This window comes from Beggiatoa alba B18LD (assembly GCF_000245015.1).
Classification (GTDB): domain Bacteria; phylum Pseudomonadota; class Gammaproteobacteria; order Beggiatoales; family Beggiatoaceae; genus Beggiatoa; species Beggiatoa alba.
Window position 1 is genome coordinate 2,626,552 of record NZ_JH600070.1, and the last position, 26,511, is coordinate 2,653,062.

19 protein-coding genes, 5 tRNA genes and 2 other RNA genes are annotated in these 26,511 nt (G+C 40.3%); 16 read left to right on the top strand and 10 right to left on the bottom strand.

Translation table 11 applies throughout. The features are described 5' to 3' along the window. Positions 1-9: 9 nt before the first annotated feature. Positions 10-1,437, bottom strand: coding sequence for a cytochrome c oxidase accessory protein CcoG (ccoG, locus tag BEGALDRAFT_RS10780; RefSeq protein WP_002689920.1), 1,428 nt, complete (start codon positions 1,435-1,437; stop codon positions 10-12). 414 nt (positions 1,438-1,851) lie between these two features. Between ccoG and BEGALDRAFT_RS10785 the strand changes: the two genes are divergently transcribed. From BEGALDRAFT_RS10785 to BEGALDRAFT_RS10795, 3 genes are all read left to right on the top strand, one after another. Next, complete coding sequence (locus BEGALDRAFT_RS10785) at positions 1,852-3,963, top strand: hypothetical protein (RefSeq protein ID WP_002689921.1); 2,112 nt, start codon at positions 1,852-1,854, stop codon at positions 3,961-3,963. A gap of 56 nt (positions 3,964-4,019) precedes the next feature. Then, positions 4,020-4,096: transfer RNA gene (locus BEGALDRAFT_RS10790), tRNA-Ile, on the top strand. Between the two features lie 393 nt (positions 4,097-4,489). Then, a complete protein-coding gene (locus BEGALDRAFT_RS10795; protein ID WP_002689922.1) occupies positions 4,490-5,269 on the top strand; it encodes an ABC transporter permease in 780 nt (259 codons plus the stop codon). A 22-nt stretch (positions 5,270-5,291) separates the two neighbouring features. Here the strand turns inward: BEGALDRAFT_RS10795 and BEGALDRAFT_RS10800 are convergent, their stop codons facing one another. The 6 genes from BEGALDRAFT_RS10800 to BEGALDRAFT_RS10820 all read right to left on the bottom strand — a co-directional run bounded on the left by BEGALDRAFT_RS10800 (position 5,292) and on the right by BEGALDRAFT_RS10820 (position 10,937). Next, positions 5,292-6,086 (bottom strand): hypothetical protein, encoded by a 795-nt coding sequence (locus BEGALDRAFT_RS10800; RefSeq protein WP_002689923.1) that lies wholly within the window; start codon positions 6,084-6,086, stop codon positions 5,292-5,294. A 59-nt stretch (positions 6,087-6,145) separates the two neighbouring features. Beyond that, positions 6,146-6,793, bottom strand: a complete 648-nt coding sequence (locus tag BEGALDRAFT_RS10805; protein WP_002689924.1) for a TlpA family protein disulfide reductase — start codon at positions 6,791-6,793, stop codon at positions 6,146-6,148. Beyond that, on the bottom strand, positions 6,790-8,790 hold the full coding sequence (gene dsbD / locus BEGALDRAFT_RS10810) for a protein-disulfide reductase DsbD (protein WP_081484173.1): 2,001 nt from the start codon (positions 8,788-8,790) through the stop codon (positions 6,790-6,792). Before dsbD ends, BEGALDRAFT_RS10805 begins: the two co-directional genes overlap by 4 nt. Before the next feature lie 123 nt (positions 8,791-8,913). Next, positions 8,914-10,602: a DNA polymerase III subunit gamma/tau gene (gene dnaX, locus BEGALDRAFT_RS10815; RefSeq protein ID WP_002689926.1), complete on the bottom strand. Its 1,689-nt coding sequence runs from the start codon at positions 10,600-10,602 to the stop codon at positions 8,914-8,916. A 132-nt stretch (positions 10,603-10,734) separates the two neighbouring features. After that, positions 10,735-10,830: signal recognition particle sRNA small type (gene ffs / locus BEGALDRAFT_RS18785), an RNA gene on the bottom strand. A 16-nt stretch (positions 10,831-10,846) separates the two neighbouring features. Further along, positions 10,847-10,937: transfer RNA gene (locus BEGALDRAFT_RS10820), tRNA-Ser, on the bottom strand. 234 nt (positions 10,938-11,171) lie between these two features. Here BEGALDRAFT_RS10820 and recC point away from each other — a divergent pair. Beyond that, positions 11,172-14,501, top strand: coding sequence for an exodeoxyribonuclease V subunit gamma (gene recC, locus BEGALDRAFT_RS10825; RefSeq protein ID WP_002689927.1), 3,330 nt, complete (start codon positions 11,172-11,174; stop codon positions 14,499-14,501). A 10-nt stretch (positions 14,502-14,511) separates the two neighbouring features. Continuing rightward, a complete protein-coding gene (locus BEGALDRAFT_RS10830; RefSeq protein WP_002689929.1) occupies positions 14,512-15,189 on the top strand; it encodes an HAD-IA family hydrolase in 678 nt (225 codons plus the stop codon). A gap of 641 nt (positions 15,190-15,830) precedes the next feature. On the opposite strand, the gene BEGALDRAFT_RS10835 is transcribed toward BEGALDRAFT_RS10830, so the two are convergent. Continuing rightward, positions 15,831-16,289 (bottom strand): lytic transglycosylase domain-containing protein, encoded by a 459-nt coding sequence (locus BEGALDRAFT_RS10835; protein WP_002689930.1) that lies wholly within the window; start codon positions 16,287-16,289, stop codon positions 15,831-15,833. 53 nt (positions 16,290-16,342) lie between these two features. Continuing rightward, positions 16,343-17,212, bottom strand: a complete 870-nt coding sequence (locus BEGALDRAFT_RS10840) for a hypothetical protein (protein WP_002689932.1) — start codon at positions 17,210-17,212, stop codon at positions 16,343-16,345. Between the two features lie 184 nt (positions 17,213-17,396). On the opposite strand from BEGALDRAFT_RS10840, the gene BEGALDRAFT_RS10845 reads away from it, so the two are divergent. From BEGALDRAFT_RS10845 to BEGALDRAFT_RS10855, 3 genes are all read left to right on the top strand, one after another. Continuing rightward, positions 17,397-17,987, top strand: a complete 591-nt coding sequence (locus tag BEGALDRAFT_RS10845; RefSeq protein ID WP_002689934.1) for an SPOR domain-containing protein — start codon at positions 17,397-17,399, stop codon at positions 17,985-17,987. A gap of 130 nt (positions 17,988-18,117) precedes the next feature. Further along, positions 18,118-19,395, top strand: coding sequence for a serine--tRNA ligase (gene serS / locus BEGALDRAFT_RS10850; protein ID WP_002689936.1), 1,278 nt, complete (start codon positions 18,118-18,120; stop codon positions 19,393-19,395). Between the two features lie 148 nt (positions 19,396-19,543). Further along, positions 19,544-20,500, top strand: coding sequence for an ABC transporter substrate-binding protein (locus tag BEGALDRAFT_RS10855; protein ID WP_002689938.1), 957 nt, complete (start codon positions 19,544-19,546; stop codon positions 20,498-20,500). 144 nt (positions 20,501-20,644) lie between these two features. Here BEGALDRAFT_RS10855 and msbA read toward each other — a convergent pair whose 3' ends face one another. Next, positions 20,645-22,384, bottom strand: coding sequence for a lipid A export permease/ATP-binding protein MsbA (gene msbA / locus BEGALDRAFT_RS10860; protein WP_002689940.1), 1,740 nt, complete (start codon positions 22,382-22,384; stop codon positions 20,645-20,647). A 42-nt stretch (positions 22,385-22,426) separates the two neighbouring features. Between msbA and ssrA the strand changes: the two genes are divergently transcribed. The 8 genes from ssrA to BEGALDRAFT_RS10895 all read left to right on the top strand — a co-directional run bounded on the left by ssrA (position 22,427) and on the right by BEGALDRAFT_RS10895 (position 26,444). Further along, positions 22,427-22,778, top strand: a transfer-messenger RNA (tmRNA) gene (gene ssrA, locus BEGALDRAFT_RS18790). A 632-nt stretch (positions 22,779-23,410) separates the two neighbouring features. Continuing rightward, positions 23,411-24,208 (top strand): TOBE domain-containing protein, encoded by a 798-nt coding sequence (locus tag BEGALDRAFT_RS19540; RefSeq protein ID WP_050978435.1) that lies wholly within the window; start codon positions 23,411-23,413, stop codon positions 24,206-24,208. A gap of 69 nt (positions 24,209-24,277) precedes the next feature. Continuing rightward, complete coding sequence (locus tag BEGALDRAFT_RS10870; protein ID WP_002689944.1) at positions 24,278-24,703, top strand: TOBE domain-containing protein; 426 nt, start codon at positions 24,278-24,280, stop codon at positions 24,701-24,703. Between the two features lie 88 nt (positions 24,704-24,791). Further along, on the top strand, positions 24,792-25,352 hold the full coding sequence (locus tag BEGALDRAFT_RS10875) for a DUF447 domain-containing protein (RefSeq protein ID WP_002689946.1): 561 nt from the start codon (positions 24,792-24,794) through the stop codon (positions 25,350-25,352). Then, positions 25,353-26,054, top strand: coding sequence for a (5-formylfuran-3-yl)methyl phosphate synthase (locus BEGALDRAFT_RS10880; RefSeq protein ID WP_002689947.1), 702 nt, complete (start codon positions 25,353-25,355; stop codon positions 26,052-26,054). Positions 26,055-26,098: 44 nt separating this feature from the next. Beyond that, positions 26,099-26,174 (top strand) — tRNA-Gly (locus tag BEGALDRAFT_RS10885). A gap of 48 nt (positions 26,175-26,222) precedes the next feature. Next, positions 26,223-26,296: transfer RNA gene (locus BEGALDRAFT_RS10890), tRNA-Cys, on the top strand. 56 nt (positions 26,297-26,352) lie between these two features. Beyond that, positions 26,353-26,444: transfer RNA gene (locus BEGALDRAFT_RS10895), tRNA-Leu, on the top strand. Positions 26,445-26,511: the final 67 nt, after the last annotated feature.

Below are 26,511 nucleotides of genomic sequence, written 5' to 3' on the forward strand. Positions count from 1 at the left end.
CGTGGACAATTAACGGGGTAACTGAATCGGCCCTAAAAAGCGAGCATCTTCTGTCACTTTCCATTCAGGGTTATCTTTTGCCGTCATGGTAAATTCAATCTCGTTACTTTGTGCAGGAATGTTAGCACGCTCAACATTGACGCGAGCAGGTAAATCTAAAACAGACCCACTTTCTACCTCAATCACCGCTTTGTCCGTTTCAAACTGCGCATCCTTTAAGCCAGTCACCGTAATTTCATATACATGCGGATGTACATCTTTATTGATAACTTTCAAAATATACACGTTTTGAATTAAGCCTTCGTTATTTTCACGATATAAAACATTACGGTCACGAATCACATCCAGTTGTAACGGTTGGCGGATGGAAATGGAATAAATTAATAATCCAAACAGAATAATTAATAACGTGCCATAAATAAACACACGGGGTCTGAAGATATGTGTCGGCTTACCATTCATCGCATTATCTGTCGTATAACGGATTAAACCTTTTGGATAGTCCATTTTATCCATCACATCATCGCAAACATCAATACAGGCAGAACAGCCAATGCATTGATATTGCAAGCCATCCCGAATATCGATACCCGTCGGACAGACTTGCACGCACATCGTACAGTTGATGCACTCCCCTAAATTTTTAGCCTGATAATCCTCGCCTTTCTTCCGCGACCCACGTGGCTCACCGCGATTTGTATCATAAGCAATGATTAACGTGTCTTTATCAAACATCGCACTCTGGAAACGCGCATAAGGACACATATACGTACAGACTTGTTCCCGCATAAAGCCCGCATTGCCATACGTTGCAAAGCTATAGAAGAAAAACCAGAAGGTTTCCCAACCCGATAAATCAAAACTGCTTAAACTGCCTGTTAATTCCCGTATAGGGGTGAAATATCCAACAAATGTAAAGCCTGTGATTAAAGAAAAAATAATCCAGATACTATGTTTCGTCGCTTTAATTCGAAATTTATATGCTGAAAATGACTCTTTATCTAACTTCATTTGTTTTGCACGGTCGCCTTCAACTAAACGCTCCATCCATAAAAAGGTTTCCGTCCAAACCGTTTGCGGACAGGCATAACCACACCATAACCGCCCCGCTAACGTCGTGAAAAAAAACAGACTAAAGCCTGCAATAATCAATAAAAAAGCCAGATAAATAAAATCCTGAGGCCAGAAAACCCAGCCAAAAATGTAAAATTGTCGCGCGGGTAAATCAAATAAAACAGCTTGTCGTCCATCCCACTGAAGCCAAGGAAAAATATAGTAAATACCTAATAACACCAAGACACTCGTCACCCGTAAACGGGCAAATAACCCATGCACTTGGCGAGGGTAAATTTTCTGCCGTTTGGCATATAAGCCTTGTTGCACCTCATCAAGAGGAATGGCAGTCGTTGATTTAATTTTGTTGTTTTCTGCGTTCATGGTAATTCCTGCTTATCGCCAAAAGTCTTAAACACTGGTTAAAGAGCAAATAAAGTACCAATTAATTAATTATTTAAAAAATAAATAGTTAAGCGATATTATTCACCATTATTCGTGATTTAAATCACGATATATCGTGAGGGTTACGATATTTCGTTTTTTCATTCGCTGTTCATTTAATGACTATCTGTTTTTACAATCTATCTGTTTTAAAATAAGCCTCCCTGACAATTAAAAATAAGAGAAAAAATTTATATTAATGAAGTCAGTTAATTATAATTGCTAATAACATTAAATACCAAAAGGAACAATTTTCGCATTACCGAAAATACTTCCTGACGCAGTGCAGTGAACCCTTTATAATGACTTAAACGGTTGACTGCACATGTCATCTACAGACAAGGAATAAGAATAATGCAAATTAAACGCTTGATTATGATTGCTGTCGCCGTCTGTTTTGTCATCTTAATCAGTATGACAATTCAGGCGTGGCATACAGTTGAAGACGCTAAACAACAAGCTCAAGAAACAATTGGCACTTTGGAAAAAAAACAGGCTGAACTAGAGAAAAACTATCAGCAACAAAAAGAAGAAACAATAAAATCCCTACAAAAAATCAATAGCTTAGAAACCGATAATCAAAACTTACAAACGCAACAAACCACGTTAAAAACGGCATATGAGCAAAAACTGCAAACACTACAAACAAATCAAGCGCAAACGCTTAAACAATTAGAAACAGAACACGCGGAAATAATGGCAGGTTTAGAAAAAGAATTGCGCAGTGCGCGTGATGCTCAAGACTTATTAAAAGTTGAACAAGTCCGTCAATTACGCCAACAACAAGAAGAATCCGCCCGTTTACAATCCATTGTTAAACGAGAATTTGACGAAAAACTGCACCAACAACAGGAAGAATGTCAAATCATTCGCCGTGCATTAATCACGAATTTGCAACAAAGCCAAGCAGAAGGGCAAAACCTCCGCGCTGATTTACAAAAATGTCTAGCCAGCACAGGTCATGCAGAAAATTCAGATGGGAATACAGGCAATGCATTAGAAATTGCAGTCACACCCGCCACATTGGCAAATGTTGATTTAGATACGTTACGCCAAGTCTTAAAAGAAGAATACACCCAACAATTGCAAACGGTGACACAACAGGCACAACAACAACAGCAGACATTAACACAAGAATTACAACAAGCTCGTATTGCTGAAACCAATGCCAAGCAAGAAACAGAAAAATTACAAGCAACAATCCAAAGCCTGCAACAAGAAACAACTCGTTTAAAAGCTGAATATGGGCAACAATTGCAAATCGCCCAACAAACCACTTTAACGATTCAGCAAGCCTTGCAAAAAGCTCAAGTAACCATCGAAGAAATTCAAAAGTCACAACAGGCTATCATGGCAGAGTGTCAGCGGAATTTGCAGGAGTCAGAGGATAAACGCTTACGTGCAGAACAAGCACAAGAAAGCTTACAGCATGAATTAACAAGCTTAAAAACAGAGCAAGAGAAAGTAGCGCAGAAAAATCAAGCCTTAACCCAAGCCTTACAAAGCAGTGAGGTCAGCCAACAACAAGTTGCAAGCCTACAAACAGAGTTACAAAGCCTACAAGCGCAATACGCTCAGTTAAACAGCACGCATCAAACGCAACTAGAGCAAGTCAACCGCGAGTTACAAGCCGCTATTCAAGCCCGCGATGCACTTCGTGCTCAATACGAAACACAATTACAACAAGCACAAACCGCTTTAGCAGAGACAAAAACCACGCAAGAAAAGTTGTTAAAAACCCAAGCCGCGTTAAGCAATACCCAGCAACAACAAGCGGAAAGAGTGCAAGCGCATGAGCAACATTTGCAAGCCTTGCAGACGGAAAATAATGAAGCGGTCTCTCGTTTAAAAACGGCATTACAACAAGCGGAACAAGCACAAGCGACATTGAAACAAAATTATGAACAACAAGTTCAAGTCGCACAAAAAAACTTAAGTCAAGTTCAACAAGCCTTAACCCTTAAAACCCAAGAAGTTGTAGATTTACAAACACGTTTAACGACTTTGACCGAAGAAAAAACCGTTGCAAATACCGAACAAGCTCGTTTAGAACAAGCCTTGCAAACCGCAATACAAACGCAACAAACCATGAAAGCCAGTTATGAACAACAATTGCAAATTGCACAGCAAAATTTAACCGCGACCAGTCAGCAATTACAGCAGTTACAACAAACACAAACAGAGCTGTTACAACGCTACGAATCACAGTTACAACAACTTACTGTACAGTTAGAAACAACACAAAAGAGTCAGCAACAAGTAGAAACAAGCTATAATCAACAAATTCAACAAATGCAAACAGATTTGCAAGCAGCAAAAACAACGTTAGAAACTAATCTAAATCAATTAGCAACGTTACAAGAACAGGATGCTTATCATGTGCAAGAAATTGCACGGGCAGAATATTTAAATAAACAGTGTGAAGATAAATTACAAGCGTTATCAAAGCCAAAGCGTAAACATTAATCAACAGGGATATTGCAAATAAGTGTAAAAAACAGTATCCTCACTGGTTCTTAATCGGGCCTATAGCTCAGTTGGTTAGAGCTGCGGACTCATAATCCGTCGGTCGCAGGTTCGAGTCCTGCTGGGCCCACCATGAATTTATCAAGGGATTAGATGCATTGCATCTAATCCCTTTTTTATTGACGGTCTTTCATTTCTATCAATGCTTTTTTAACTTGAGTTCGGCAAGTTTCTTTTAAAAAAGATAACAGCTTGTCTGAATCAGGATTCAGACAATGTTTTAATCTTGCTGGATGAATCCCGATGAAAAACAAGAAAATAATCTCTGTCAGCCCTTGAAACCTTTTCGCGTGTTCCGACAGACCTGCTAGGTTTTGAAAACCTAGCAGGTCTCTGGTTTATTTTATAAAAATCGCCGAACTCAGGTTTTTTTACCACAATATCCTGTCAAGAATGTTCTCACTCAGACAGAAAAACTGATATTGTCATCATCATTTATCGTGTCAAATAATTTTCCTGATTGAATATGCAAACAACGATTGTGGCAGTTGGCTGGTTAGAAATTGGTTTAGCAACCCTGTTTATTTGTGTTGCGGGCATTATTTCGGTTGTAATGGCGTTGGGCGTAGCACAAAGTTTAATCTTTGCCGTTGTGCGGACTTATGCACAATTGATTGCGTTAGGTTTTGCTTTCACGTGGATATTTAAACACGCTAATATGTGGATAGTGTTGGGTATTTTGCTATGTATGATTATGATGACAACCCATATTGCTATTCAACGGATTAATAAACGTCCAACGGGTTTATTTATGCCTGTCACGGCGGCGATTTTCCTCTCAAATATTACGGTTACCTTTACCCTTACCTCATTGATTTTACAAATAGACCCATGGTATGACCCCCGTTATGTTTTAACCAGTGCAGGCATGGTTTTAGGCAATACCATGACGAGTATTGCTGTTTCAATTGAACGTTTATTAGATGATTTACGCAAGCGTACTGCGGAAGTTAATCAAGCCCTTGCTTTCGGTGGAACATTGTGGGAAGTGGCATTGCCTAGCATACGGACAGCGTTGTTAGCAGGATTAATGCCGATGATTAATTCAATGAATGCCGTCGGATTAGTCTTTATCCCTGGCATGATGACGGGACAATTATTAGCAGGGGCAGACCCGTTGCAAGCTGCCCGTTATCAAATCGTCTTTATTCTCATGCTCTCAGCGGCAACCGCGATAGGAACAATGGCAAGTGTTTATCTTGTTTATCAACGGGTTTTTGATAAAGAATGGCGTTTATGTTTGTAACTTGCCAGATTATCTACCGTGATTAAGCATCAAAGTGTCCGTTTTTAGGCGTATCAATATGATTAACCGTCGGTTGTGTTATTGCTTGTCTGAGTTTTAAATCATAGAGCAGCAGTAAAATAACTCCGTCTAAAAATGGGCTTAATAAGGCATTTATCAAACCATAAGCAAATTTCAAAATAGCTAAAAGGCTCGTTTCTTCTATGGGCATAATTAAATAGAGCAAGGCTTCTAATAACATAAGCAGTAATTGCCCCAGCACAGAAGACATAAAAAACGCCAGTAATAGCACTAAGGCTGTGTGAAACCACCGCCCCCAAACCAGCTGAAAACTCTGACGTAGCCCGCTAAAAATGCCTTTATCTTCAAATAGAATCAAGGGAATGTAGAAAATTAACGCTATTCCTAAAATAATGCCTGGTATGACCATAAAGAAAAAGCCTAAGCTCAAGATAAAGGCATAAATCCACGTAGCCATAAATAAAACAGGCAATTTTTCTATACTCGCCCGCACAATTTCACGATAACTCACTTGAATGCCACGAATAACGGTACTGAGTTGATAAAAAAGAATGCTGTATAACACCAACATAATGCCCATATAAAACGGCATATAGGGGGTGAAATCTAACATGGCTTGCATCACATCGTCTAAATTCTCAGAGGAAAACGCCGCCGAGCTTAAACTCGGTAACATAGACAGAATGCCAACGGCCAAAGCGACGGGATAAGTAGTAGGAAAGGCTTGAATAAAGAGACGAATCCCATTTTCAAGCAACTGATTTGGCGTTTGTGGAGTAGTGGATAGTGGTAACATGTCTGTTAAATAAAGTGTTTTGCCATTTTTGATTAATTATCAATGGCATTACAACTTGTTTAGGATTGTAGTTGAGTGGGAAGCGTGTCTGACTGTGGGGGGAGCGGGTTCACTGGGGTTAAAAAAGGTTGAATGACTTTTAATAACTGTGTTTCGTCTAACTCGCCTGCATAACTGGTAATAATATTGCCTTTGGGGTCAATGAAAACGCTAAATGGTAATGCACCAACACGATTGCCTAAGTTTTTAGACAAACTAATTCCTGCATCTTCACCCAATAAAATGGGGTAATTAAATTTAATGTCTTGATGAAATGCCTTCACCGCGTCGATATCATCAATGGCAATACCCACAATTTGCAAGCCTTGCGTGCCATAAGTCCGCTGAAAGTGCATTAACATGGGAATTTCACGCACACAAGGGGCGCACCATGTCGCCCAGAAATTAATAACCACCAGTTTACCATCCCACTCCCGATTTTCTCTGATTATCCCTTGTAAATCGGGCAAACTGAAGTCAGGGCGACGTGTTACGCTGGTCGGTGTTGTCAATTTTGCCTGTTGCAAACGCACTTCTTCTGCTGTTTGCAGGTCGGTTTGCATTTGATTTTCCGCATTGGCTTGATGAATTAAATATTGATAAGAGATATAACTACTCAGTCCTGTCACACCGATAGCCAAGAAAAATAAAAAGAAAAATTTTTTCATAATGATTGTTGAAACGTCGCAATATGTTGAGAAAACTTGTCGGCTGAGGTAAATCCAACGACACGGTAAGCTATTTGCTCAATCCCTTGAGTGTTATAAAACATAATGGCAGGCGGTCCAAAAATACCGAAGTGCTTATATAACGCCTTATCCTGTTCATCGTTTGCCGTCACATCGACTTGTAATAAGACAAAAGATTGCAATTGTTGCTGAACTTGCTGATTGGTAAAAGTGAAAACTTCCATTTCTTTGCAGGCAACGCACCAATCGGCATAAAAATCTAACATCACAGCTTTTCCCGCTTGCTTTGCGCGGGCAATTGCCTGATTTAACCCTTCCAACCCCTTTACTTTTTGAAAGGTTAGTTCTGTTTTAACGGTTTCACCGTTTGCCGCGTTGCCTAACAATTGCAGGGGATATAAAACTGCTTTGCCCCCCTGACTTGCGGTAATAATCAGCAAAATACCATAGATAAATAAGACCGCGCCGACCCCTTTCCATAAACGTCGCCAATGGGACACCCCAACTTGTAACGGCTCTAAAACGCCCATGTAAACGGCAGACACAATAAACAAAGTCGCCCACCCCATTAAAACAACAAAGTCAGGCAGTAAACGGGCTAATAGCCACCACGCAACTGCAAGTAGCAACACGCCAAAGACTTGTTTAACGGTTTCCATCCATAATCCTGCTTTCGGGAGAAATCGCCCTGCGGATGTGCCAATTAATAGCAAAGGTACGCCCATGCCTAAACTGAGCGAAAATAACGCCATTCCACCAAATACCGCATCTTTTGTCTGGCTGATATAAATTAAAATTCCCGCTAACGGTGCAGCAACGCAAGGTCCTACAATTAACGCAGATAAAAAGCCCATGATGGCAACGCCAATCCATGTGCCACCTTTTTGCTGATTGCTGACATCGGTTAATTTGCTTTGTAACACATTAGGCATTTGTAAGTTGTAAAAACCGAACATAGACAAAGCAAGGGCGAGAAAAATCAAGCTAAAGACAATAATAACAATCGGTTCTTGAAAACTGGCTTGCAGATTTTCTCCCACTAAACCCGCAAAAACGCCTGCAACGGTATAAGTCAATGCCATAGAGAGCACATAAACAAGCGAGAGGGAAAATGCAGAATAGGTCGATAATTGTTTCCCTTGTCCCACAATAATGCTGGATAAAATCGGAATCATGGGAAAAACGCAGGGCGTAAATGCAAGCAGTAAACCAAAGCCAAAGAATAACAGTAAGGTGTAAAAAATATTATCCTGCATCAAGGCTTGCGCAATCGCATCTTGTTCAGAAATCAACACAGGGGCGGGCGTTGTTGCGGGAACAACGGCAGGTTGTACGAGATTATTTTCAATCGGTAATGCACTGACTTCGCTTGATACAGGCGGGACACTGCTTGCATTAGTGTGTGGCATCGTCAGCGTAATAGTTTTTGCCATTGGCGGATAACACAAGCCCGCACTGGCACACCCCTGATAATGAACGGTTAAAACAATTGTCTCTGTTTGTACCGCACCGAAGATAATTGTTGCAACCACTTCAGGCTGTTCAAATACTTGAACGTTGCCAAACAACGGATCATCTTTCATCTGACTGCTGGGCAAGATTATTTTTTGAATCTTGGCATTATCTGCGGAAAACTGCATTTTATTTTCATAAAGATAATAACCTTCAGCAACGAGCCAAGTAACTTGAACGGTTTGCGCATCGATGACTTGTGTGCTAAGAAAAAATGCTTTTTCTGGGTCTAAAAACTCATCTTCCACATTGACTGGAGCTTGTTGCGCTGTGGTTTCTGCGGTAGTCGTTGTTGCTGGAGGAATCGTGTTTGCGAGTGGTTGCAACCCATTATCTTCTAACGATTGATTGCCATGCCTGCCAGATTGCAACATATCCGTTAAATTTGGCGGAGTTGCAAACGCAATCCCCATATAAAGGCTAAGACAGAAATAAATCAAGCAGGTAAAAAGATAGTTACGCATAAGCGGATGAGATAGAAAAGTGAGAAATTACTCTCAATATGGAGGACAAGTGTTTATCCTTCAATTTGTCTGGATTGAGATTTTCAGAATGATTAATAAAAAAACATAAGGCGGTGAGGCGATTTAATTCGTTTTTGCCGTGATACGGCGTACTTGCCCACTAAAATGCTCTTGTACTGCCTGCACAAAAGGGTCGTTATAAATATCCTCGTGCATCTGTTTTTCTGTCTCAGACTGCTGACGTTTTTGTTGCTGTGCAGGTGTATCCGCAATGAATTCACCGACTCGAACATGTAGCCGTAAATGGGCATTTTGATAATACTGCTGTAATGCCTGCTCCAATTTACCAGACTGATTAATAAGAACTTTATTTTCACCCGCTAAAATTAAGTTAATTAAATGACCTTCCTGTTTTTCAAACGCACAATTGACTGCAAGCTGTTTCACGACTCCCCCTAATGGCAAAACCTGCAATAAAGTTGTCCAATCTTCTGCCGTATTTAACGCGATTGTCTGGGAGACAGTTGGCGCGACCATTGAATCTAAAACGGGATTAGTCGCCACATTTTCAGGGCTTGCAGGATTTATAGGGGATGATGTGACTGTTGCGGGTTGCGTTGCTGTCGACGTAATGGGGGCAGGTGTGGGGCGTGTATTAGGCTGGCTAGGCGGAGCGGGATTACTTGGGCGAGGTTGTGGCGGTGTTTGTTGCAAACGGCTGGGATTATCAGGACGAAACGCCAACATTCGCAAGGCAATCATTTCAAAGCCACTGCGTGCTTCAGGTGCAAGTGGTAAATCCCGCCGTCCGACCAGCGCAATTTGATAAAACAGTTGAACATCTTCAGGACTAAGCTGTTGTGCTAATTCTAAAATAGTCGAACTATCCGCTTGCATTTTATCCACTGCATCAGGGGCAACTTGGGCAATCGCAATGCGTTGCAAAAACGATAGCATATCCGCTAACAAGCTCATAAAATCAGGATTTTGCTCGGCAACTTGGGCTATTTGCTGTAATAAACCAAGCGCATCATGATTCGCAAGGGCTTGAATAATCCCAACCACAATATGCTGGTCTAACGTGCCCAACATACTGCGTACTTCCTCCGCATGAACTCGCCCCCCGCCATAAGCAATAGACTGGTCTAGTAAACTGAGTGCGTCGCGTAAACTACCATCAGCCGCAATGGCTAATTGTTGCAAGGCACTTAGTTCAAAAGGAATTGTTTCTATAGTGAGAATTTTTTCTAAATGCTGGGCAATATGTTCTGCGGGTAAGCGTTTTAAATTGAATTGCAAACAACGAGACAGGACAGTTGCAGGTAATTTTTGCGGGTCAGTGGTGGCAAGTAAAAATTTAACATGTGGCGGGGGTTCTTCTAAGGTCTTTAACAGCGCGTTAAAACTGCCTGTACTAAGCATATGCACTTCGTCAATTAAATAGACTTTATAACGTCCGCGTGTGGGGGCATACTGCACGTTTTCCAAAATTTCCCGCGTATCCTCTACCCGTGTTCGTGAGGCTGCGTCAACTTCAATTAAATCGACAAAACGCCCTTCGTCCACTTCACGACAAGTAGGACAAGTGCCACAAGGATGCGAGCTTACGCCATGCGTTTCACAATTTAATGATTTAGCAAAAATCCGCGCAATCGTCGTTTTTCCCACACCGCGCGTGCCTGTGAATAAATAGGCATGGTGTAAACGGTCATTATCAAGCGCGTTGGTTAACGCCCGCACAACATGCGTTTGTCCCACCATTTCAGGAAAAATATGTGGTCGCCATTTACGGGCAAGAACTTGATAAGCCATTGTTTATCCTTAGTAACTAAATTACAAACTCAGCACAATATTGAGAATAGCGCGAATCGTTACAGGATAAGTGTTGAGGGAAGCAAAGACAAGGGCAGATGGGGATACAAACAGGCTAATTAAGGGTGGCAACCACGCCAGCTACACCACGGCACTCACTAGATTACTACTGCTGCTTCCTTCCGGACCTGACAGGGTTTATAACTTCATGATGCGAGGGAACCAACGTGGCTACCATAGAAACTGGCGGAGAAGGAGGGATTCGAACCCTCGGTACGCTATAAACGTACACACACTTTCCAGGCGTGCTCCTTAAACCGCTCGGACACCTCTCCGTAATGGACTATCAATTGATACAAGCACCAAATGCTTGCTAATGAATTGAGCGAAAAATTATAGCAAGGTCTTTGCGAGCTTGTAAAGTAGTACATCGTATTTTACCGTCTGCGCAGTTACGAAAAAGACAATAACTATAACTCGCAAAATCATACAAATCCCTTTATCATACTTTATCTTATTGCGATTTATTAAAAAATATTCCCCCTTACTCCGCATAATTTAATTTTGCTATGTTGCATATTTATACCAGTAATCAACTTGAGTGCCTGCGCGATGAACTCGTACAAGTTTTGCAAAATCCCTTAGAAAATCCTTTAGAAAAAGAAACCATTGTTGTACAAAGTAAAGGGATGGAACGCTGGTTATCTTTACAACTCGCTGAACAATTAGGCGTATGGACAAATGCAGAATTTCCCTTTCCTGATAAAATATTATGGCGTATTTTTCGCCGTACTATCCGCGAATTGCCCGACGTTTCCCTGTTTGAACGAGAAGTCATGACATGGACATTATTTGAATTATTACCCCAATATTTAGATAAACCTGAATTTCAAGATTTAAAACACTATTTACACGGTGAAAGCCATCGTTTAAAAACCTATCAACTAGCCAATCGAATTGCTAACCTATTCGACCAATACGTTGTTTTCCGTCCTTTAATGATAGCCGACTGGGAAAACGGCAAATTATCCCTAGATTGGGCAAAAGAGGACCCTTCTGAAAAATGGCAATCGATATTATGGCGGGCTTTAATTGCAAAACATGGCAAACAACACCGCGCCGCCGTGCGAGCCGCTTTTTTTCAAAGTCTCACCCCACAACTGAGCAACCGTTTACCAAAACGCCTATCTATTTTCGGCGTTGCCGCTTTACCACCGTTTTTTCTCGATGTCTTAATCCAACTCGGCGCATATTTAGACGTACATATCTTTTTACTCAATCCCTGCCAAGAATATTGGGGGCATATCGCTTCTGACAGCGAAATTGCTAGAAAAACTATTAAGCTACGCGGTCAAATTGTCGCGCCAGAAAGCCTATATTTAGAAAAAGGCAACAGTTTGTTAGCCTCATGGGGACGCTTAGGGCGAGAATTTATCGACTCATTGAACGATTACTACTATGAAAATCATGATATTTTTATAGACCCGCTCACCGAAACTTCACAACCGACTTTATTAGCGCATGTACAATCGGACATTCTCAACTTAATCGACCGTGGTGAAAACACACCAACCGCGCCCCCCGCATTATCATTACCCGCTTTGGACAAATCCCTACAAATTCACGCCTGTCATAGCCTAATGCGTGAAGTAGAGATATTACACGACCAACTATTAGCCCTCTTTACCAGCGACCCCGACTTAAAAGCCCGTGATATTTTGGTCATGATGCCCGATATCGAACTTTATACCCCCTATATTCAAGCTGTTTTTGCCACCACCCCAGAAAATCGACGCATTCCTTACAGCCTTGCCGATAGACAATTGCGCGGTGAAAGTGCATTAGTCGATAGTTTTCTAGCCATTATTGAACTACAACACAGCCGTTTTACCAGTAGCGACGTATTGCGCTTACTAGAAACCCCTGCGATTCAAAGACGTTTCCAACTGACAGAAGAAGATATCGACCGTATTCGTGACTGGATAGAAAAAACAGGAATTCGTTGGGGTATCGATGGACAAAATCGCGCCAATTTAGAACTGCCTGATTTTATAGAAAATACATGGCGTGCAGGCTTAGACCGCTTACTATTAGGCTATGCCCTACCTAAACATCCACTTTCTATACCTAACGCGCCAGAAACGCTATTCGCAGGGATTTTGCCCTATGACGAAGTAGAAGGCAGTGACACAATTGCATTAGGTAAACTACTAGATTTCAGCGAAAAATTATTCGCAACGATTGGCGAATTACAACACGCACGCACGGCAGAAGGCTGGGGCATTTTTCTCAACGCCTTATTAGATGAATTTCTGGATATTAATGACGAAAACGAAGCCGAAGCGCAAGCCATTCGTAACAGTTTTGAAAAACTTCGCGCCAGTACACAATTGGCAAACTTTGAACAAATCTTACCGTTTGAAATTGTACTGACTTTTTTAAACAACTTGCTCGGTGTAGAACCACAAACAACCAATTTTTTAACAGGACAAGTCACTTTCTGCGCCATGCTTCCCATGCGTAGCATTCCTTTTAAAGTCGTGTGTTTGCTGGGAATGAACGACAACGCTTTTCCACGTGTTGATAAAGCCTTAGGCTTTGATTTATTGGTAAAAGTGCCAGAGCGGGGCGACCGTTCCCGCCGTGGAAATGACCGTTATTTATTCTTAGAATCCTTACTATCTGCCAGAAACTGCTTTTATATCAGTTATCAAGGGCGGAATATTCGTGACAATACCGAAATGCCACCATCTGTCTTAGTCGCGGAATTATTGGATTATCTCGACAAAGCCTTTGTATTGCCAGAAAATGACCGCCCTATCAGTCAACAACTAGTTATTCATCATCCATTACAAGGCTTTAGCCCGCGTTATTTTTCAGGTGAAAACCCGACCTTATTCAGCTATGCAGAAGAATATTGTCACGCCAGCCGTATCTTGCAACAAACGCCTCAAACCCTGCCCCCATTTATTCGCCATTCCTTACCCGAACCACCCAGCGAATTACTAAATATTACCCTCAACGATTTTATTCAGTTTTTTATCAATCCTACGCGCTTTCTACTGCGCAAACGCTTAGGGATTTACTTTGAAACAGGTATCGGTCATTTACCAGAAGTTGAACCGTTTCAACTCTCCAATTTAGAAAGTTATCAATTTAATCAAAATTTAGTAGAGCGTGCACTGGCAGGACAAACCCCTGATACTTATTTTGAAATTGCCAAAGCCAGCGGACAACTGCCCCATGGGGAAATTGGTCATTGTGTTTACCAACAACTCACAGAAGAAATTAATGATTTTGTGATTAAAGTGAAAAAAAACACGGATAACAACCAACGTTTAGCCCCTGCTTTTATTGACCTTAAAATTGGACGTTTGCACATAATAGGCAGCATCGACCATCTTTGGACAAAACACTTAATCCGTTATCGTTATGCCAACTTAAAAGCAAAAGATTATCTTGGCTTATGGATAGAACACTTATGCTTAAATACACTGAAATCAACGCATTATCCAAAAACTAGCCACTTGATTGGTAAAGATAACATTCATCAATTTAATGCCGTCGACAACGCGCTTGAACTACTAGAAGACTTAAGCACGTTATACTATCAAGGACTACAAAAACCCCTGCCTTTTTTTGCTGAAACAGCATGGAAATATATGGAAAAAGGGTTAAAAATAGGGCAAGAATTTGATGAAGTAGGAGCTTTTAAAGAAGCTAATAAGGAATGGCAAGGGAGCAAAAGTGCTAACTACGAATCAAAAGGCGAACAAGAAAACGAATACTATCAACTCTGTTTCCGCGAAGAACAAGGCAATCCTTTAAATCAAGAATTTAAAGACCTCGCAAAACGGATTTATCAACCATTAATACAAGCAAAAAACGAATTAAAATAGGGAACTTGCCGTGACTTTAGCAACAAAAAAAATAACCCATGTTATCTATGACATGGACGGCGTACTACTAGATACAGAACCGTTTTACACCACTGTGACCCAACACATTGCCCAACAATACGGTAAAAATTTTACATGGGCGTTAAAGTCGCAAATGATGGGACGTAAACAACTCGATGCTGCACAAATTCTGGTGTCATCATTAGCATTACCGATTACCGCTGAAGAATATTTACAACAACGCGAACCCTTACTCGACGCGCTTTTTTTAACGGCTCAACCCTTACGCGGTGCAAAAGCCTTAACCCAACATTTGCATCAACAAGGCATCCCGCAAGCCGTCGCAACCAGTACCCCAAAATCTAAATTTGCGCTAAAAACGCAAGCCCATCAAACATGGTTTAACGTCTTTCAAGCAATTATTACAGGCGATAATCCTGTGGTGAAAAAAGGCAAACCCGCGCCCGATATTTTTCTCGCTGCCGCTCACGCGCTCAATGCAGACCCAGCGCATTGTTTAGTCTTTGAAGATGCCCTTGTTGGCGTCGAAGCGGCAAAAGCAGCGGGCATGTCGGTTGTTGCGATTCCGCCCGCTGAATTAGACAAAGCGCAATTTGCCAAAGCCGACGCGGTTTTAAACGCAATGGATGAATTTACGCCCGAAAGTTGGGGCTTGCCTGCGTTTTAAATAAGCTGAGTTTGGCGAGATTCTTTTAAAAAGATAAAAGATTGTCTGAATCAGAACTTTCAGAATTAACAGGATTTAAACCTCTTAAACCAAGAAATTAATGCGAATCACGCTTTTTAATTTTGCTAACGCAAGTACGGCGAAAAATGACTTAAATAAAAATAGGTTGAGAAGGATTTAACAAATTAAAGTGCTCATCAAGTTTAGGATTAACGCGAGTACGGCGAGATAATAGATATAAAACAGAGGATTAATGATAAAAGCGGAATGGAAGAAATAAAAAGTTGTACCTAAAGGAAAAGTAGGAATAACTTGAGTTCGGCGAGTTTTATAAAACAAAACAGAGACCTGCTAGGTTTTCAAAACCTAGCAGGTCTTTTTTTGTCTGAATCAGAATTCACAGAATTTTCAGAATTAAAAACAATTAAAAACATAATTTTTTATTCTTTTAATTTTCTTGTCTTTTTAATTCTGAAAATTCTGATTCAGACAATCTTTTAATCCTGAAAATCCTGATTCAAACAAGCTATTGTCTTTTTAAAAGAAACTCGCCGTACTCGCATTTTGCTAATTCTGAAAATTCTGTGAATTCTGATTCAGACAATCTTTTATCTTTTTAAAGGAAACCCGCCGAACTCAAGTTAATTAGTGCTGGTTTGTTGCCAGTGCGTCATGATATTACGCACATATTGCTGAGTTTCTGGGTAGGGAGGGCACGCGCCAAAACGGCGCACACGGCTTGCCCCTGCATTGTAGGCACATAAGGCTTTTTCTACGCTTTTAAATTCTTGGTAGTGTTTTGCCAAATGCCACGCACCACAGTTGAGATTGTAATAAGGGGAATACCGTTCTTGTTGTTCTAATCCGCAATCTTGCGCCGCAGCGGGCATTAACTGGGCAAGACCAACTGCACCTTTTGGCGAAATTGCCATCGAATTCCAATTAGATTCTTGACGAATAACGGCGCGAAATAATTTAGGGTCTAGCCCGTGCTTTTTAGCGGCTTGGTCAGCAATAAAAGTAACGGGTATATCGATGAATGCTAATGCGTAAAGCAGGGTAAATAAGAGCGTGACGATAATCGCTTTTATAGAAGGCATAGGATAACAAGACTAAAAAATGGGTCTAACAGTGAATCATAATATTGCCCAATTTATTCCGTTTCGGCATGAATGGCTTTTACTTTCGCAGTACCTTGTGGATGTGCAATATCAAATTTATCTTGTTGAATCAGCAGTTGTAAGGTTTGTCCATCGTTAAACGTTAGCAAGACGCTATAACTGGGGATGACTTTTTTATCTTTTTCCTGCGTTGCATCTAATACTAATAAGTTTTGTGTTTGTTTGCCTGCAACGAGCTGAACTTGTGGCGTATTGATTTCATAATTTTCATTATTGGAGAGTAAAATAATTTTATCTTCCACGCCCTTGTCTGAACTGAGTGTTAATGTGCCAATTGCATCGGCTGCATTTTCATCAAAGCCTAAACTTGCCGCACTAGATAAATATGCAATTAAGCGGGTTGTTTCTGTTTCTGCCACGCCTAAAACAGTTAAACGTGCTAACTCGCCTGTAAAGAGTGTGAGTAATCGCCCTGTTTTTAAATCAAATAATTTATACGTTGTTTCTTGTGCACAACATCCATATTTGATGGTTTTATAAAACTCTTCCCATAAAATGCCTTCTTCTGCTTCATCTTCAATGCTCCATAACAAATGGTCGTAATGTCCCTTGTCAGAAGTAAAGGCACTGACTTTAACGCCAGAGGCGGCAATCGCTTCCATATCTTCCCGTTCAACACGGGTAAAACTTTGCGCCAGCAAGATTTCTGTCACGCTGTCTTTATTAAAAAAACGGGAAAAGTCAAAACGCTGATTATCGATTTTTCGAACTCTGACTGTTTTATCAAATGTTTCTGAAACGCTAGAACTAGCTTGTTTATTAAAGCCTTTATTAGATTCTGCGTGTACAGATAACGTATTTAAACAAAGGCAAACAAGGGCAGGAATAACGAGATATTTCATAACAATTCACTGGGTGATATTAACGTTCACTAGCATAGTACAGGTTTACCACAAAGAAAAAAATGATATTGTAATAACGTCTCTGGGTTTTAACGACATCTCAAGATGTTGGTCATCATTCCTAAAAATCGTTGTCTATAATATACTGAAAATAGACTCTAACATTCACAATTCATTAACGATTATGACAATACAAAACCGCCGTCTTGTTAATAATGATACCTATGACCCTAAACAACGCTTTGTTGGGGGCATTGTATTATTTCTGCTCATGTTGATTATTTACTTCTTTCTCAAATTAGTGTTAAGCGTTGGTATGAGCGATATAGAAGGCACTTATCAATTACGTGAAGCGTTGCCTGATGAGGTTGTCACAGGTAGCAATGCAAGTTTGCCCACGAGTCATACGACAGTTTCACCAGTGGTTACACACGCGCTCCCGTCTCACTTTGTATTTTTAGGATTAGATGGCTCGCCAATTACGAAAGAAGATAGCCAACAAGCCGCCACACAGTCTGCTGAAACTATTTCCGCTGAACCCCCCAAAACAGGGTATTTTTATGTACAAGCGGCAAGTTTTCGTGAAGAAAAACAGGCACAAGCTTTGGTTGATAAATTAAAAGAACGTACTTTAGAATCCGAAGTGGTTAAAGTGGGTGATTGGTACACCGTGCGTCTATTACCCCAAGAAAATAGACGGGTTGCAGAGCAACAACTGCGTCAATTACGCGACCGTCCTTTAAGCATTAAGGGACAAATTAAACAAATTGAATAATAACTGCATGTTTTTTAATTACGCTTCTTTCCCCTTAATTGCTCACACTTTTCAACAGTTATCACCTCTGTTATCTATGCAGTGATAATAGATGTGATAATTGATCATTTCCTTTCTTCGAGAATCAAACATGCTTGATCCCCAGTTAATTCGTAATAATTTACCTGATGTTGTCCGTCAATTAGCCACGCGCGGTTTTACCGTTAATGACGCACAATTGACGGCATTAGAAAAAGCCCGTAAACAATGCCAAACCGAAACAGAACAATTGCAAAATGAACGAAATACCCGTTCTAAAGACATCGGTAAGGCAAAAGCAAAAGGCGAAGATGTCACCGCATTAATGGAAAGCGTTAACCAGATTAACGAACAGTTAAAAAATAAAGAAGTCCAGCTCGACGCTATTCAATCAGAATTAAATCAATTACTTTATGAAATCCCCAATATTCCACACAGTAGCGTTCCTGTTGGTAACAGTGAAGAACAAAATGTCGAAGTGCGTCGCTGGGGCACGCCGAAAACTTTTCCATTCCCCCCCAAAGACCATGTCGATTTAGGCGCGATGAGCACCTTATTAGACTTTGAAACCGCTGTAAAAATTACAGGAACACGCTTTGCTTTAATGCGTGGCGCGTTAGCTCGCTTACACCGCGCCCTGATTCAATTCATGTTGAATTTACACACCGAAGAACATGGCTATACTGAGGTCAATGTGCCCTATATGGTGAATAGTGAAAGCTTATTCGGTACAGGACAACTCCCTAAATTTGCAGCAGATTTATTCCATATTCCCGAACAAAATTACTATTTAATTCCCACAGCTGAAGTCCCTGTTACCAATATTGCACGGGATACCATTATTGATGAAGAAGCCTTACCCGTTAAATATGTTTGCCATACCCCCTGTTTTCGCAGTGAAGCGGGTGCGTATGGTAAAGATACACGCGGGATGATACGTCAGCATCAATTTGAAAAAGTAGAATTAGTACAATTAGTGCGCCCTGATATGTCTTATGAAGCCTTAGAAGCCTTAACAGGACATGCCGAAACTGTATTACAGCGTTTAGAATTACCCTATCGAGTCATGAGCTTATGCACAGGTGACATGGGATTTTCCTCTGCGAAAACCTACGATTTAGAAGTATGGCTACCAGGTCAACAACGCTACCGCGAAATTTCTTCTTGCAGTAATTTTGAAGCCTTCCAAGCACGGCGGATGAAAGCCCGCTGGCGCGACCCTAAAACAAAAAAACCGAATTTATTACACACCTTAAACGGCTCAGGCTTGGCGATTGGTCGCACACTGGTTGCTGTGATGGAAAATTATCAAGATGAAGGTGGCAGAATTTATATTCCCGCTGCTTTACAGCCATACATGGGCAAGGTCACACACATAGACCCCTGCTAGCATCTCATCAAACGTTATTCGCCAGTCTTAAAAACAAGGTAAATTTTGGCATTCTTTAACTGGTTAATTTAAAGTAATTGTCTTAATTTACCTTATATTATTTATCCTGCACAATAATGAAACAAACATTATAAATGGTGGGATATCTATGCTAAAAATACTTATATTGCTACTACTAGCTTGTTCCTCCTTCTCCCCATGGGTTTTGGCAGCCTCTAACTATACAGGCAAAAAAGTCCTGCACGTTGCCTCTTATCATTCCTCTTTTGAATGGGTAACGGGACTTAATCACAGTATAGAAACCGTTTTTAAAGATAAAGGCATTGATTTCCAAGTTTTCTACATGGATACCAAAAATCATCCAACAGAAGCATGGAAACAAGAAATTGCTTTAAAAGCAAAAGATTTCATTGAAACCTTTAAACCGAATATCGTGATTGCCTCTGATGATGATGCGGCTAAATATTTAATTGTTCCTTATTATAAAGAAAGCAATTTGCCATTTATTTTTTGTGGAATTAATGAGGATATTAAAGTTTATGGTTTTCCCACTAAAAACATGACAGGCATGTTAGAGGTTGATTTAGCGGATGTTGTCGTTGCGCACTTGCGCAAATATGCGAAAGGCAATCGAGTTGCAATACTAACTGTTGATGGAATGAGCGAACGAAAATTAGTACAAAATTATATCGATGTTTTAAAACTTCCCATTAGTCATGCATATTTTGTAAAAACCTTTGAGGAATGGAAAACTGCCTTTTTAATGACCGATGCTGATATGTTACTGCTTATCAATTATGTTGGACTTGAAGGATGGGACACACAAACCGCTATCCAATTTGTTGAACAAAATGCGCATATTCCTATCGGTGCAAATTTTTCTTGGTTAAAGCCTTTTGCATTGTTAGGCATCACCAAATTAGCAGAAGAGCAAGGAACATGGTCAGCACAAGCAGCATTAAAAATTATGGATGGGGTGCAACCCAATGATATACCTATTGCAAAAAACAAAGATGGTCGACTGTTTATTAATTTGCGAATTGCCAATAAATTAGGCGTTGTTTTTAATAAAGCATTATTACAAACAGCAGAGATTATTAATTAACCTGAGTTCGGCGAGATTTTTTAAAAAGACAACAGCTTGTCTGGTGAATCCTTTTCGCGTGTTCCGACAGACCGACTAGGTTTTCAAAACCTAGCAGGTCTGTGCTTTGCTTATAAAATCTCGTCGAACTCAAATTCTTTAAAATTACGCTGATTCTACCTGCTCCTGCACACGGTACAAATTTGCATAAGTGCCTTGCTGACCTAATAATTGCGTATGCGTACCAATTTCAACAATTTTACCCTTATCCATCACAATAATACGGTCAGCTTGCGCGATAGTCGATAAACGGTGCGCGATAATAATCATCGTGCGTCCTCGTTTTAAATAATCTAACGAATCCTGTACATGACGCTCTGATTGCGTATCTAATGCTGACGTTGCCTCGTCAAAAATTAAAATTGGTGCATCTTTTAATAATGCCCGCGCAATAGCAAGTCGTTGCCGTTGTCCACCTGATAATTTAACGCCACGTTCCCCAATTATCGTCTCTAACCCGTTAGGCATTTGCTCAATGAATTCCATTGCATGAGCGGCTTTAGCTGCAGCAATAATTTTCTCTCGTGGTGTATTTGCCATTGCTCCATAAGCGATATTCGCCGCGACCGTATCATTAAATAACACCACTTCCTGACTGACTAAGGCAATTTTTTCCCGCAAAATGCTTAAAGGTAATTCATTGATATTAACCCCATCTAATAAAATTTGTCCCTGCGTCACGCTATAAAAGCGCGGGATTAAATTTGCCAGCGTTGTCTTGCCACTGCCCGACGCGCCGACTAACGCGATAGTTTCCCCCGCCCGAATGGTTAATGACAAATCATAAATAGCAGGATGCGATTCCGTATGATACGCAAACGTTAATTGTTTAAAATCAATCTCACCGACTAACTGGGGTAAGGTTTGCTTACCATTATCTTGCTCAGAATCTTGGTCGATTAAAGCAAAAATACTTTGTGCCGCAGCAAGCCCTTGTTGTAACTGTTCATTAACTTTAGTTAAGTGTTTAATTGGCGTAAACATCATGCCCATAGCCGTGAATAAAGACACGAAACCACCAACCGTAATCGAATTCGCTTGTGCTTCTTGCGCAGCAATATAAATGATTAATGCAAGGACAAACGCCGTTAGCATCTGCACAATGGCAATACTGACTGCTGAGGTTGTTTGTGATTTTACCGTTGCCTCTAAAACAGCATGACAAGAACCAGAAAACCGATTTTTTTCATACTGTTGACCGCCAAAAATTTTAACTAATTTATGACCGCTAATGGTTTCTTCTAAAATTCGAGTCATATTTCCCATCGCATCTTGCGTCGATATATTCATACCGCGCAAGCGTTTACTGACAACGCGCATAGTAACAACCACAACAGGCGCGACTAAAAATACAATTAATGTTAATCGCCAATTTAAATAAAACATCCATGCTAATAAACCTAAAACCGTTAAACTATCACGGGTTATAACGACTAAAGATTCTGTAGAGGCTGCCATCACACGGCTTACGTCATAGGTCACTTTAGACAGTAAAACACCTGACGACGTGTTATCAAAAGCGGTAGTTGGTAATGACAAGATTTTTTCAAACATCGCTTGACGTAAATCAGTCACAACATGTGTTGCCACTTTTGCAAGACAAGTCGTGCTGATAATCATCGCAACCCCTTTAATTAACATCACTAAGAGCAATAACAAAGGAATGAGGCGAATAATATCAGGATTTTGTTGGACAAAGCCTTCATCTAACAAGGGCTGTAATAAAGCGGGCAGTGCAGGTTCAGTCAATGCCATAATAATCATGCTAATAATGGCAATTGAAAATAAACGTCGATGGGGTTTTACATAGCGTAAGAGGCGTAAATAAAGGGTTGAGCTGGTCATCTGGTAAATTCACGTTAATGGTTCTATACTATTCTATCACTTGGGGGCGACTTGGTTTCGACGTGGGTTGCAAAACCTAAGGGGCATGTCGAGGGGCAGATACCTCGTAAATACTCTGCAAAACAATCTAGTTGCGAACGACGACAACTACGCTTTAGCTGCTTAGGCGGCTAAACTGTTACCCAGATAAGCCTGCGTGTTTGGAGTAGCAGTCACTTTAGTAGGATCGTGAATTCATGCGTCTAGGGTGGATTCATTAAACTTTACTTGGACTCACTGCTGTATTTTCCTGCCCGTCGGAGAATCAGTGGCTAAATTGAAGACTAGGGCTAAACATGTAGTCCCAAGGGCGGAGGATTTACGGACGCGAGTTCGATTCTCGCCGCCTCCACCAAATTTCTAAAGCCTCAACCGTTTTTTCGGTTGGGGTTTTTTTATTGCCTGCAATTTCTCCTTTCATGATAATACCGCTATTCGTTGATTAGATTTCTTATCAACGCTTTTTTTATCTATCCTAATTTGGGATAACAAAAAATTTTAAATAATTTTTAATCAGTTATGAAGTTAATTTATATTGATTTTCTAGCGTAAATAGCACAATAACGGTAAGCAATATTTTTATTTGCTAATTCTATAATATTACTTATTTTTTGTTAATTGATTGAGCGTTATTCTGTAAGTAAGTAATAAAAGGGTCGTTATTTAGTTAAATAATAGGTTTTTTTAAAAAAATGGATTTTAAAAAAATTTGAAATATTTTCGTTATTATTTAAATAATAATGATTTGCTACATCAATTTTAATATTTAATTTTATTAATATAAATCATTACATTAAGTTTTAAAAGTGTTGTTAATAATACTATATCTCGGTATAAATATTTAAGCATTAGTTTAATTAATCAATGTAATTAATTGATTTAAAATAGTTTAAAATGATAATTATTTTTATATTGTATTTATTTTGATATTTGATGTTTTATAAAATTGAAGGTAGTATTTATCACAACTGCAACGGAGCTAATTCAGTGACAACAAAAATACAGGGTTTCATTTGGCTATACCGTGATGATCGTAATTTTGCAGGACCGGGGCGAATTCAGCTTTTAGAGAAAATCGGCGAGTTCGGTTCTATTTCTAAAGCGGCTAAAGCGATGGGAATGAGTTATAAAGGGGCTTGGGATTCTATTGATTTAATGAATAATCTCGCGCCAGAGTTGTTAGTAACTCGAGTTGCAGGGGGTAAAGGGGGCGGTGGTTCTCAATTAACTGAGTATGCGCATCGTTTAATTAAGGCGTTTCATGAGTTTGAACGCGAGCATCAGCAGTTTTTGGAACAGTTAAACCAAAAAATTGAGAATTTCGACCAGCTTTATCAGTTTATGCATCGTCTTAACATGCAAACCAGTGCGAGAAATCAGTTTGCAGGGACGATTACCAGTATTACGCAGGGCATTGTTAATGCTGAAGTGACGTTGAAGTTAAAAGGTGGGCTGGAAATTGTTGCAACGATTACTTTGGATAGTATTAATCAGTTGGGTTTGTGTGTGGGACGAACTGCGGTTGCATTGGTGAAGTCACCTCAAATCGTGTTAGCCAATGCGGACACAACCTTAAAATTTAGTGCTAGAAATCAGTTGTATGGAAAAATTTCTGATATAGAACAAGGCTCTGTCAATATCGCGGTTACAATTGATCTAGCAGGTGGTAATACGCTGAAGGCAGTTGTCACGGAAGAGGCATTAACAGATTTGGGTGTTAAAGAGGGTGATCCAATCTGTGCAATTTTTAAATCTAGTAGCGTTATCATTGCGGTAGAGGCATAACGTTAAATAATAAGTTGCTAGTTTATTTCAATTTTATTCTTTGATAGTGACCAAAACAAGAGGAATACTATGTACACCAGTGCAAGAAATCAATTCAAAGGGACTGTTGCTAAGATTGCTAAAGGGGCAGTTAATGCCGAAGTGACGTTAAAATTAGCGGGTGATGTTGAAGTTGTCGCCTCTATCACGGTGTCTAGTTTAGACCGTTTAGGTTTAAAAGAAGGGCAATCTGCGATTGCTTTAATCAAAGCCCCGCAGGTTATTCTGGTCAGTGCCGATACTAAGTTGAAATTTAGTGCTAGAAATCATTTAGCGGGCAAAGTTGCCAGTATCGAAAAAGGGGCTGTCAATACCATTGTTAGCGTTACGTTAGCGGGTGGTGCTGTTCTGAAATCTGTCATTACTGAGGATGCTTTAAGTGATTTAGGTCTGAAAGAAGGCGTAGCTGTTGCCGCTGTCTTCAAATCTAGTAGTGTTATCCTCGCTGTAGAATAAGTACAAAAATAAGCATTGTGACATTAGAAAGGAACTAGCCTAAAATGATTAGTTCCTTTTTTTATTGTTCGCGGATTTAGGTGCGCTTATGATTTATGAGTCCATTGTCACAACGTGTAATCCTGATGGCAGTATGCACCCTGCGCCGTTAGGCATTCATTGGCAAGTAGATACATTAATTATCGCGCCTTTTTGTCCTTGTCGAACCTTGGATAATTTAACGCACACTTCACAAGCTGTGATTAATTTTTGTGATGATGTTCGTCTATTTGCGGGTTGTTTGACGGGGCGACGTGATTGGTCGAGTCGTTCTGCAACGACTATTCAAGGGTATGTACTTTCTGTTGCGTTAAGTCATTTAGAAGTACAGGTCGTTAAGGTAGAAGCGGATGAAGTTCGTCCACGTTTTTATTGTAAAGTGGTTCATGAAGCGACTCATGCGCCTTTTCGTGGTTTTAACCGTGCACAAGCTGCTGTGATTGAAGGGGCTATTTTAATCAGCCGTTTGGCATTTCTGCCCCTCAATAAAGTACAACAAGAATTAGACTATTTAAAAATAGCGATTGAGAAAACCGCTGGAGAGAGAGAGCAAGAAGCATGGCAGTGGTTGATGGAAAAATATAATGCTTTTTTGATGGAAAATGTTTAGATGACGCAATTATTAGCCAGTGTAATGAATGTAGCAGAAGCCGACCAAGCCTTGCAGGGTGGTGCTGATATTATTGATTTAAAAAATCCTTTGGCAGGGGCTTTAGGCGCTTTACCTAGTGCAACGATTCGTGCTGTCACGCAATTTGTTAATCATCGTGCGCCAGTCAGTGCAACCGTTGGTGATTTACCGATGCAAGCCGAGATGATTTATCGAGCAGTGGCAAAAACGATGGATGATGGGGTTGATTACGTTAAAATTGGTTTTTGGGGGGCAACGCCTGCATTGGATTGTATGAAAGCCTTAGAACCCTTAACTCAACGGGGTGGCAAATTAATCGCGGTCTTATTTGCAGACCAACAACCTAATTTAGCAACTCTTTTTGAATTTGCTCAAGCAGGATTTACTGGGGTTATGTTGGATACGGCAAATAAACAAAAAGGCAATTTAACACATTATCTGAATAATAGTGAATTAGGTTTTTTTGTTAAGCAAACTCAGTCGCTTGGTTTAATAAATGGGTTGGCTGGTTCAATAGGGCTTGCAAATATCCCTCAACTAATGATATTATCCCCTTTCTATTTAGGGTTTCGCGGTGCGTTATGTGTTGCACAGCAACGGCAAGCAGTTTTGCAGGCTCATGCCGTAAAGCAAATCCGTGAAGCAATGTTAAATTGTAAAAAAGATTTAAAAATTGCTTGACAGTATTGATAGAGCTGCTATAATATTGGCTTCATTATGACGATGCGGGAATAGCTCAGTTGGTAGAGCATAACCTTGCCAAGGTTAGGGTCGCGAGTTCGAGTCTCGTTTCCCGCTCCAAATTAGATTTTTAGAAATCTAAAGATTGAACCGTCAAACTGTTTTTTAGGCTGATTGGCAGAGTGGTGATGCAGCGGCCTGCAAAGCCGTGTACGTCGGTTCGATTCCGTCATCAGCCTCCATGTATTGTTAATTTGTGTTTTGTTGTAAAGACTTATCTTTTTGGTAACGTGTCCTCGCCCGGGTGGCGAAATTGGTAGACGCAAGGGACTTAAAATCCCTCGGTTGGCTGAACCCACCGTGCCGGTTCGAGTCCGGCCCCGGGCACCATATCCATACTAGCAATGACTTAACACCATTCGTCATGCCGTTTATTTTTAAATTGGTATAATGAGTG

Excerpts from the sequence above, each read along its gene's own strand:
- recC (WP_002689927.1), top strand. The coding sequence starts at position 11,172 with ATGTTGCATATTTATACCAGTAATCAACTTGAGTGCCTGCGCGATGAA.
- BEGALDRAFT_RS10800 (WP_002689923.1), bottom strand. The coding sequence starts at position 6,086 with ATGTTACCACTATCCACTACTCCACAAACGCCAAATCAGTTGCTTGAA.
- BEGALDRAFT_RS10795 (WP_002689922.1), top strand. The coding sequence starts at position 4,490 with ATGCAAACAACGATTGTGGCAGTTGGCTGGTTAGAAATTGGTTTAGCA.
- dnaX (WP_002689926.1), bottom strand. The coding sequence starts at position 10,602 with ATGGCTTATCAAGTTCTTGCCCGTAAATGGCGACCACATATTTTTCCT.
- BEGALDRAFT_RS10835 (WP_002689930.1), bottom strand. The coding sequence starts at position 16,289 with ATGCCTTCTATAAAAGCGATTATCGTCACGCTCTTATTTACCCTGCTT.
- BEGALDRAFT_RS10805 (WP_002689924.1), bottom strand. The coding sequence starts at position 6,793 with ATGAAAAAATTTTTCTTTTTATTTTTCTTGGCTATCGGTGTGACAGGA.
- dsbD (WP_081484173.1), bottom strand. The coding sequence starts at position 8,790 with ATGCGTAACTATCTTTTTACCTGCTTGATTTATTTCTGTCTTAGCCTT.
- BEGALDRAFT_RS10870 (WP_002689944.1), top strand. The coding sequence starts at position 24,278 with ATGTACACCAGTGCAAGAAATCAATTCAAAGGGACTGTTGCTAAGATT.
- BEGALDRAFT_RS10855 (WP_002689938.1), top strand. The coding sequence starts at position 19,544 with ATGCTAAAAATACTTATATTGCTACTACTAGCTTGTTCCTCCTTCTCC.
- BEGALDRAFT_RS10875 (WP_002689946.1), top strand. The coding sequence starts at position 24,792 with ATGATTTATGAGTCCATTGTCACAACGTGTAATCCTGATGGCAGTATG.
- BEGALDRAFT_RS10785 (WP_002689921.1), top strand. The coding sequence starts at position 1,852 with ATGCAAATTAAACGCTTGATTATGATTGCTGTCGCCGTCTGTTTTGTC.
- BEGALDRAFT_RS10840 (WP_002689932.1), bottom strand. The coding sequence starts at position 17,212 with ATGAAATATCTCGTTATTCCTGCCCTTGTTTGCCTTTGTTTAAATACG.
- msbA (WP_002689940.1), bottom strand. The coding sequence starts at position 22,384 with ATGACCAGCTCAACCCTTTATTTACGCCTCTTACGCTATGTAAAACCC.
- BEGALDRAFT_RS10845 (WP_002689934.1), top strand. The coding sequence starts at position 17,397 with ATGACAATACAAAACCGCCGTCTTGTTAATAATGATACCTATGACCCT.
- serS (WP_002689936.1), top strand. The coding sequence starts at position 18,118 with ATGCTTGATCCCCAGTTAATTCGTAATAATTTACCTGATGTTGTCCGT.
- BEGALDRAFT_RS10880 (WP_002689947.1), top strand. The coding sequence starts at position 25,353 with ATGACGCAATTATTAGCCAGTGTAATGAATGTAGCAGAAGCCGACCAA.
- ccoG (WP_002689920.1), bottom strand. The coding sequence starts at position 1,437 with ATGAACGCAGAAAACAACAAAATTAAATCAACGACTGCCATTCCTCTT.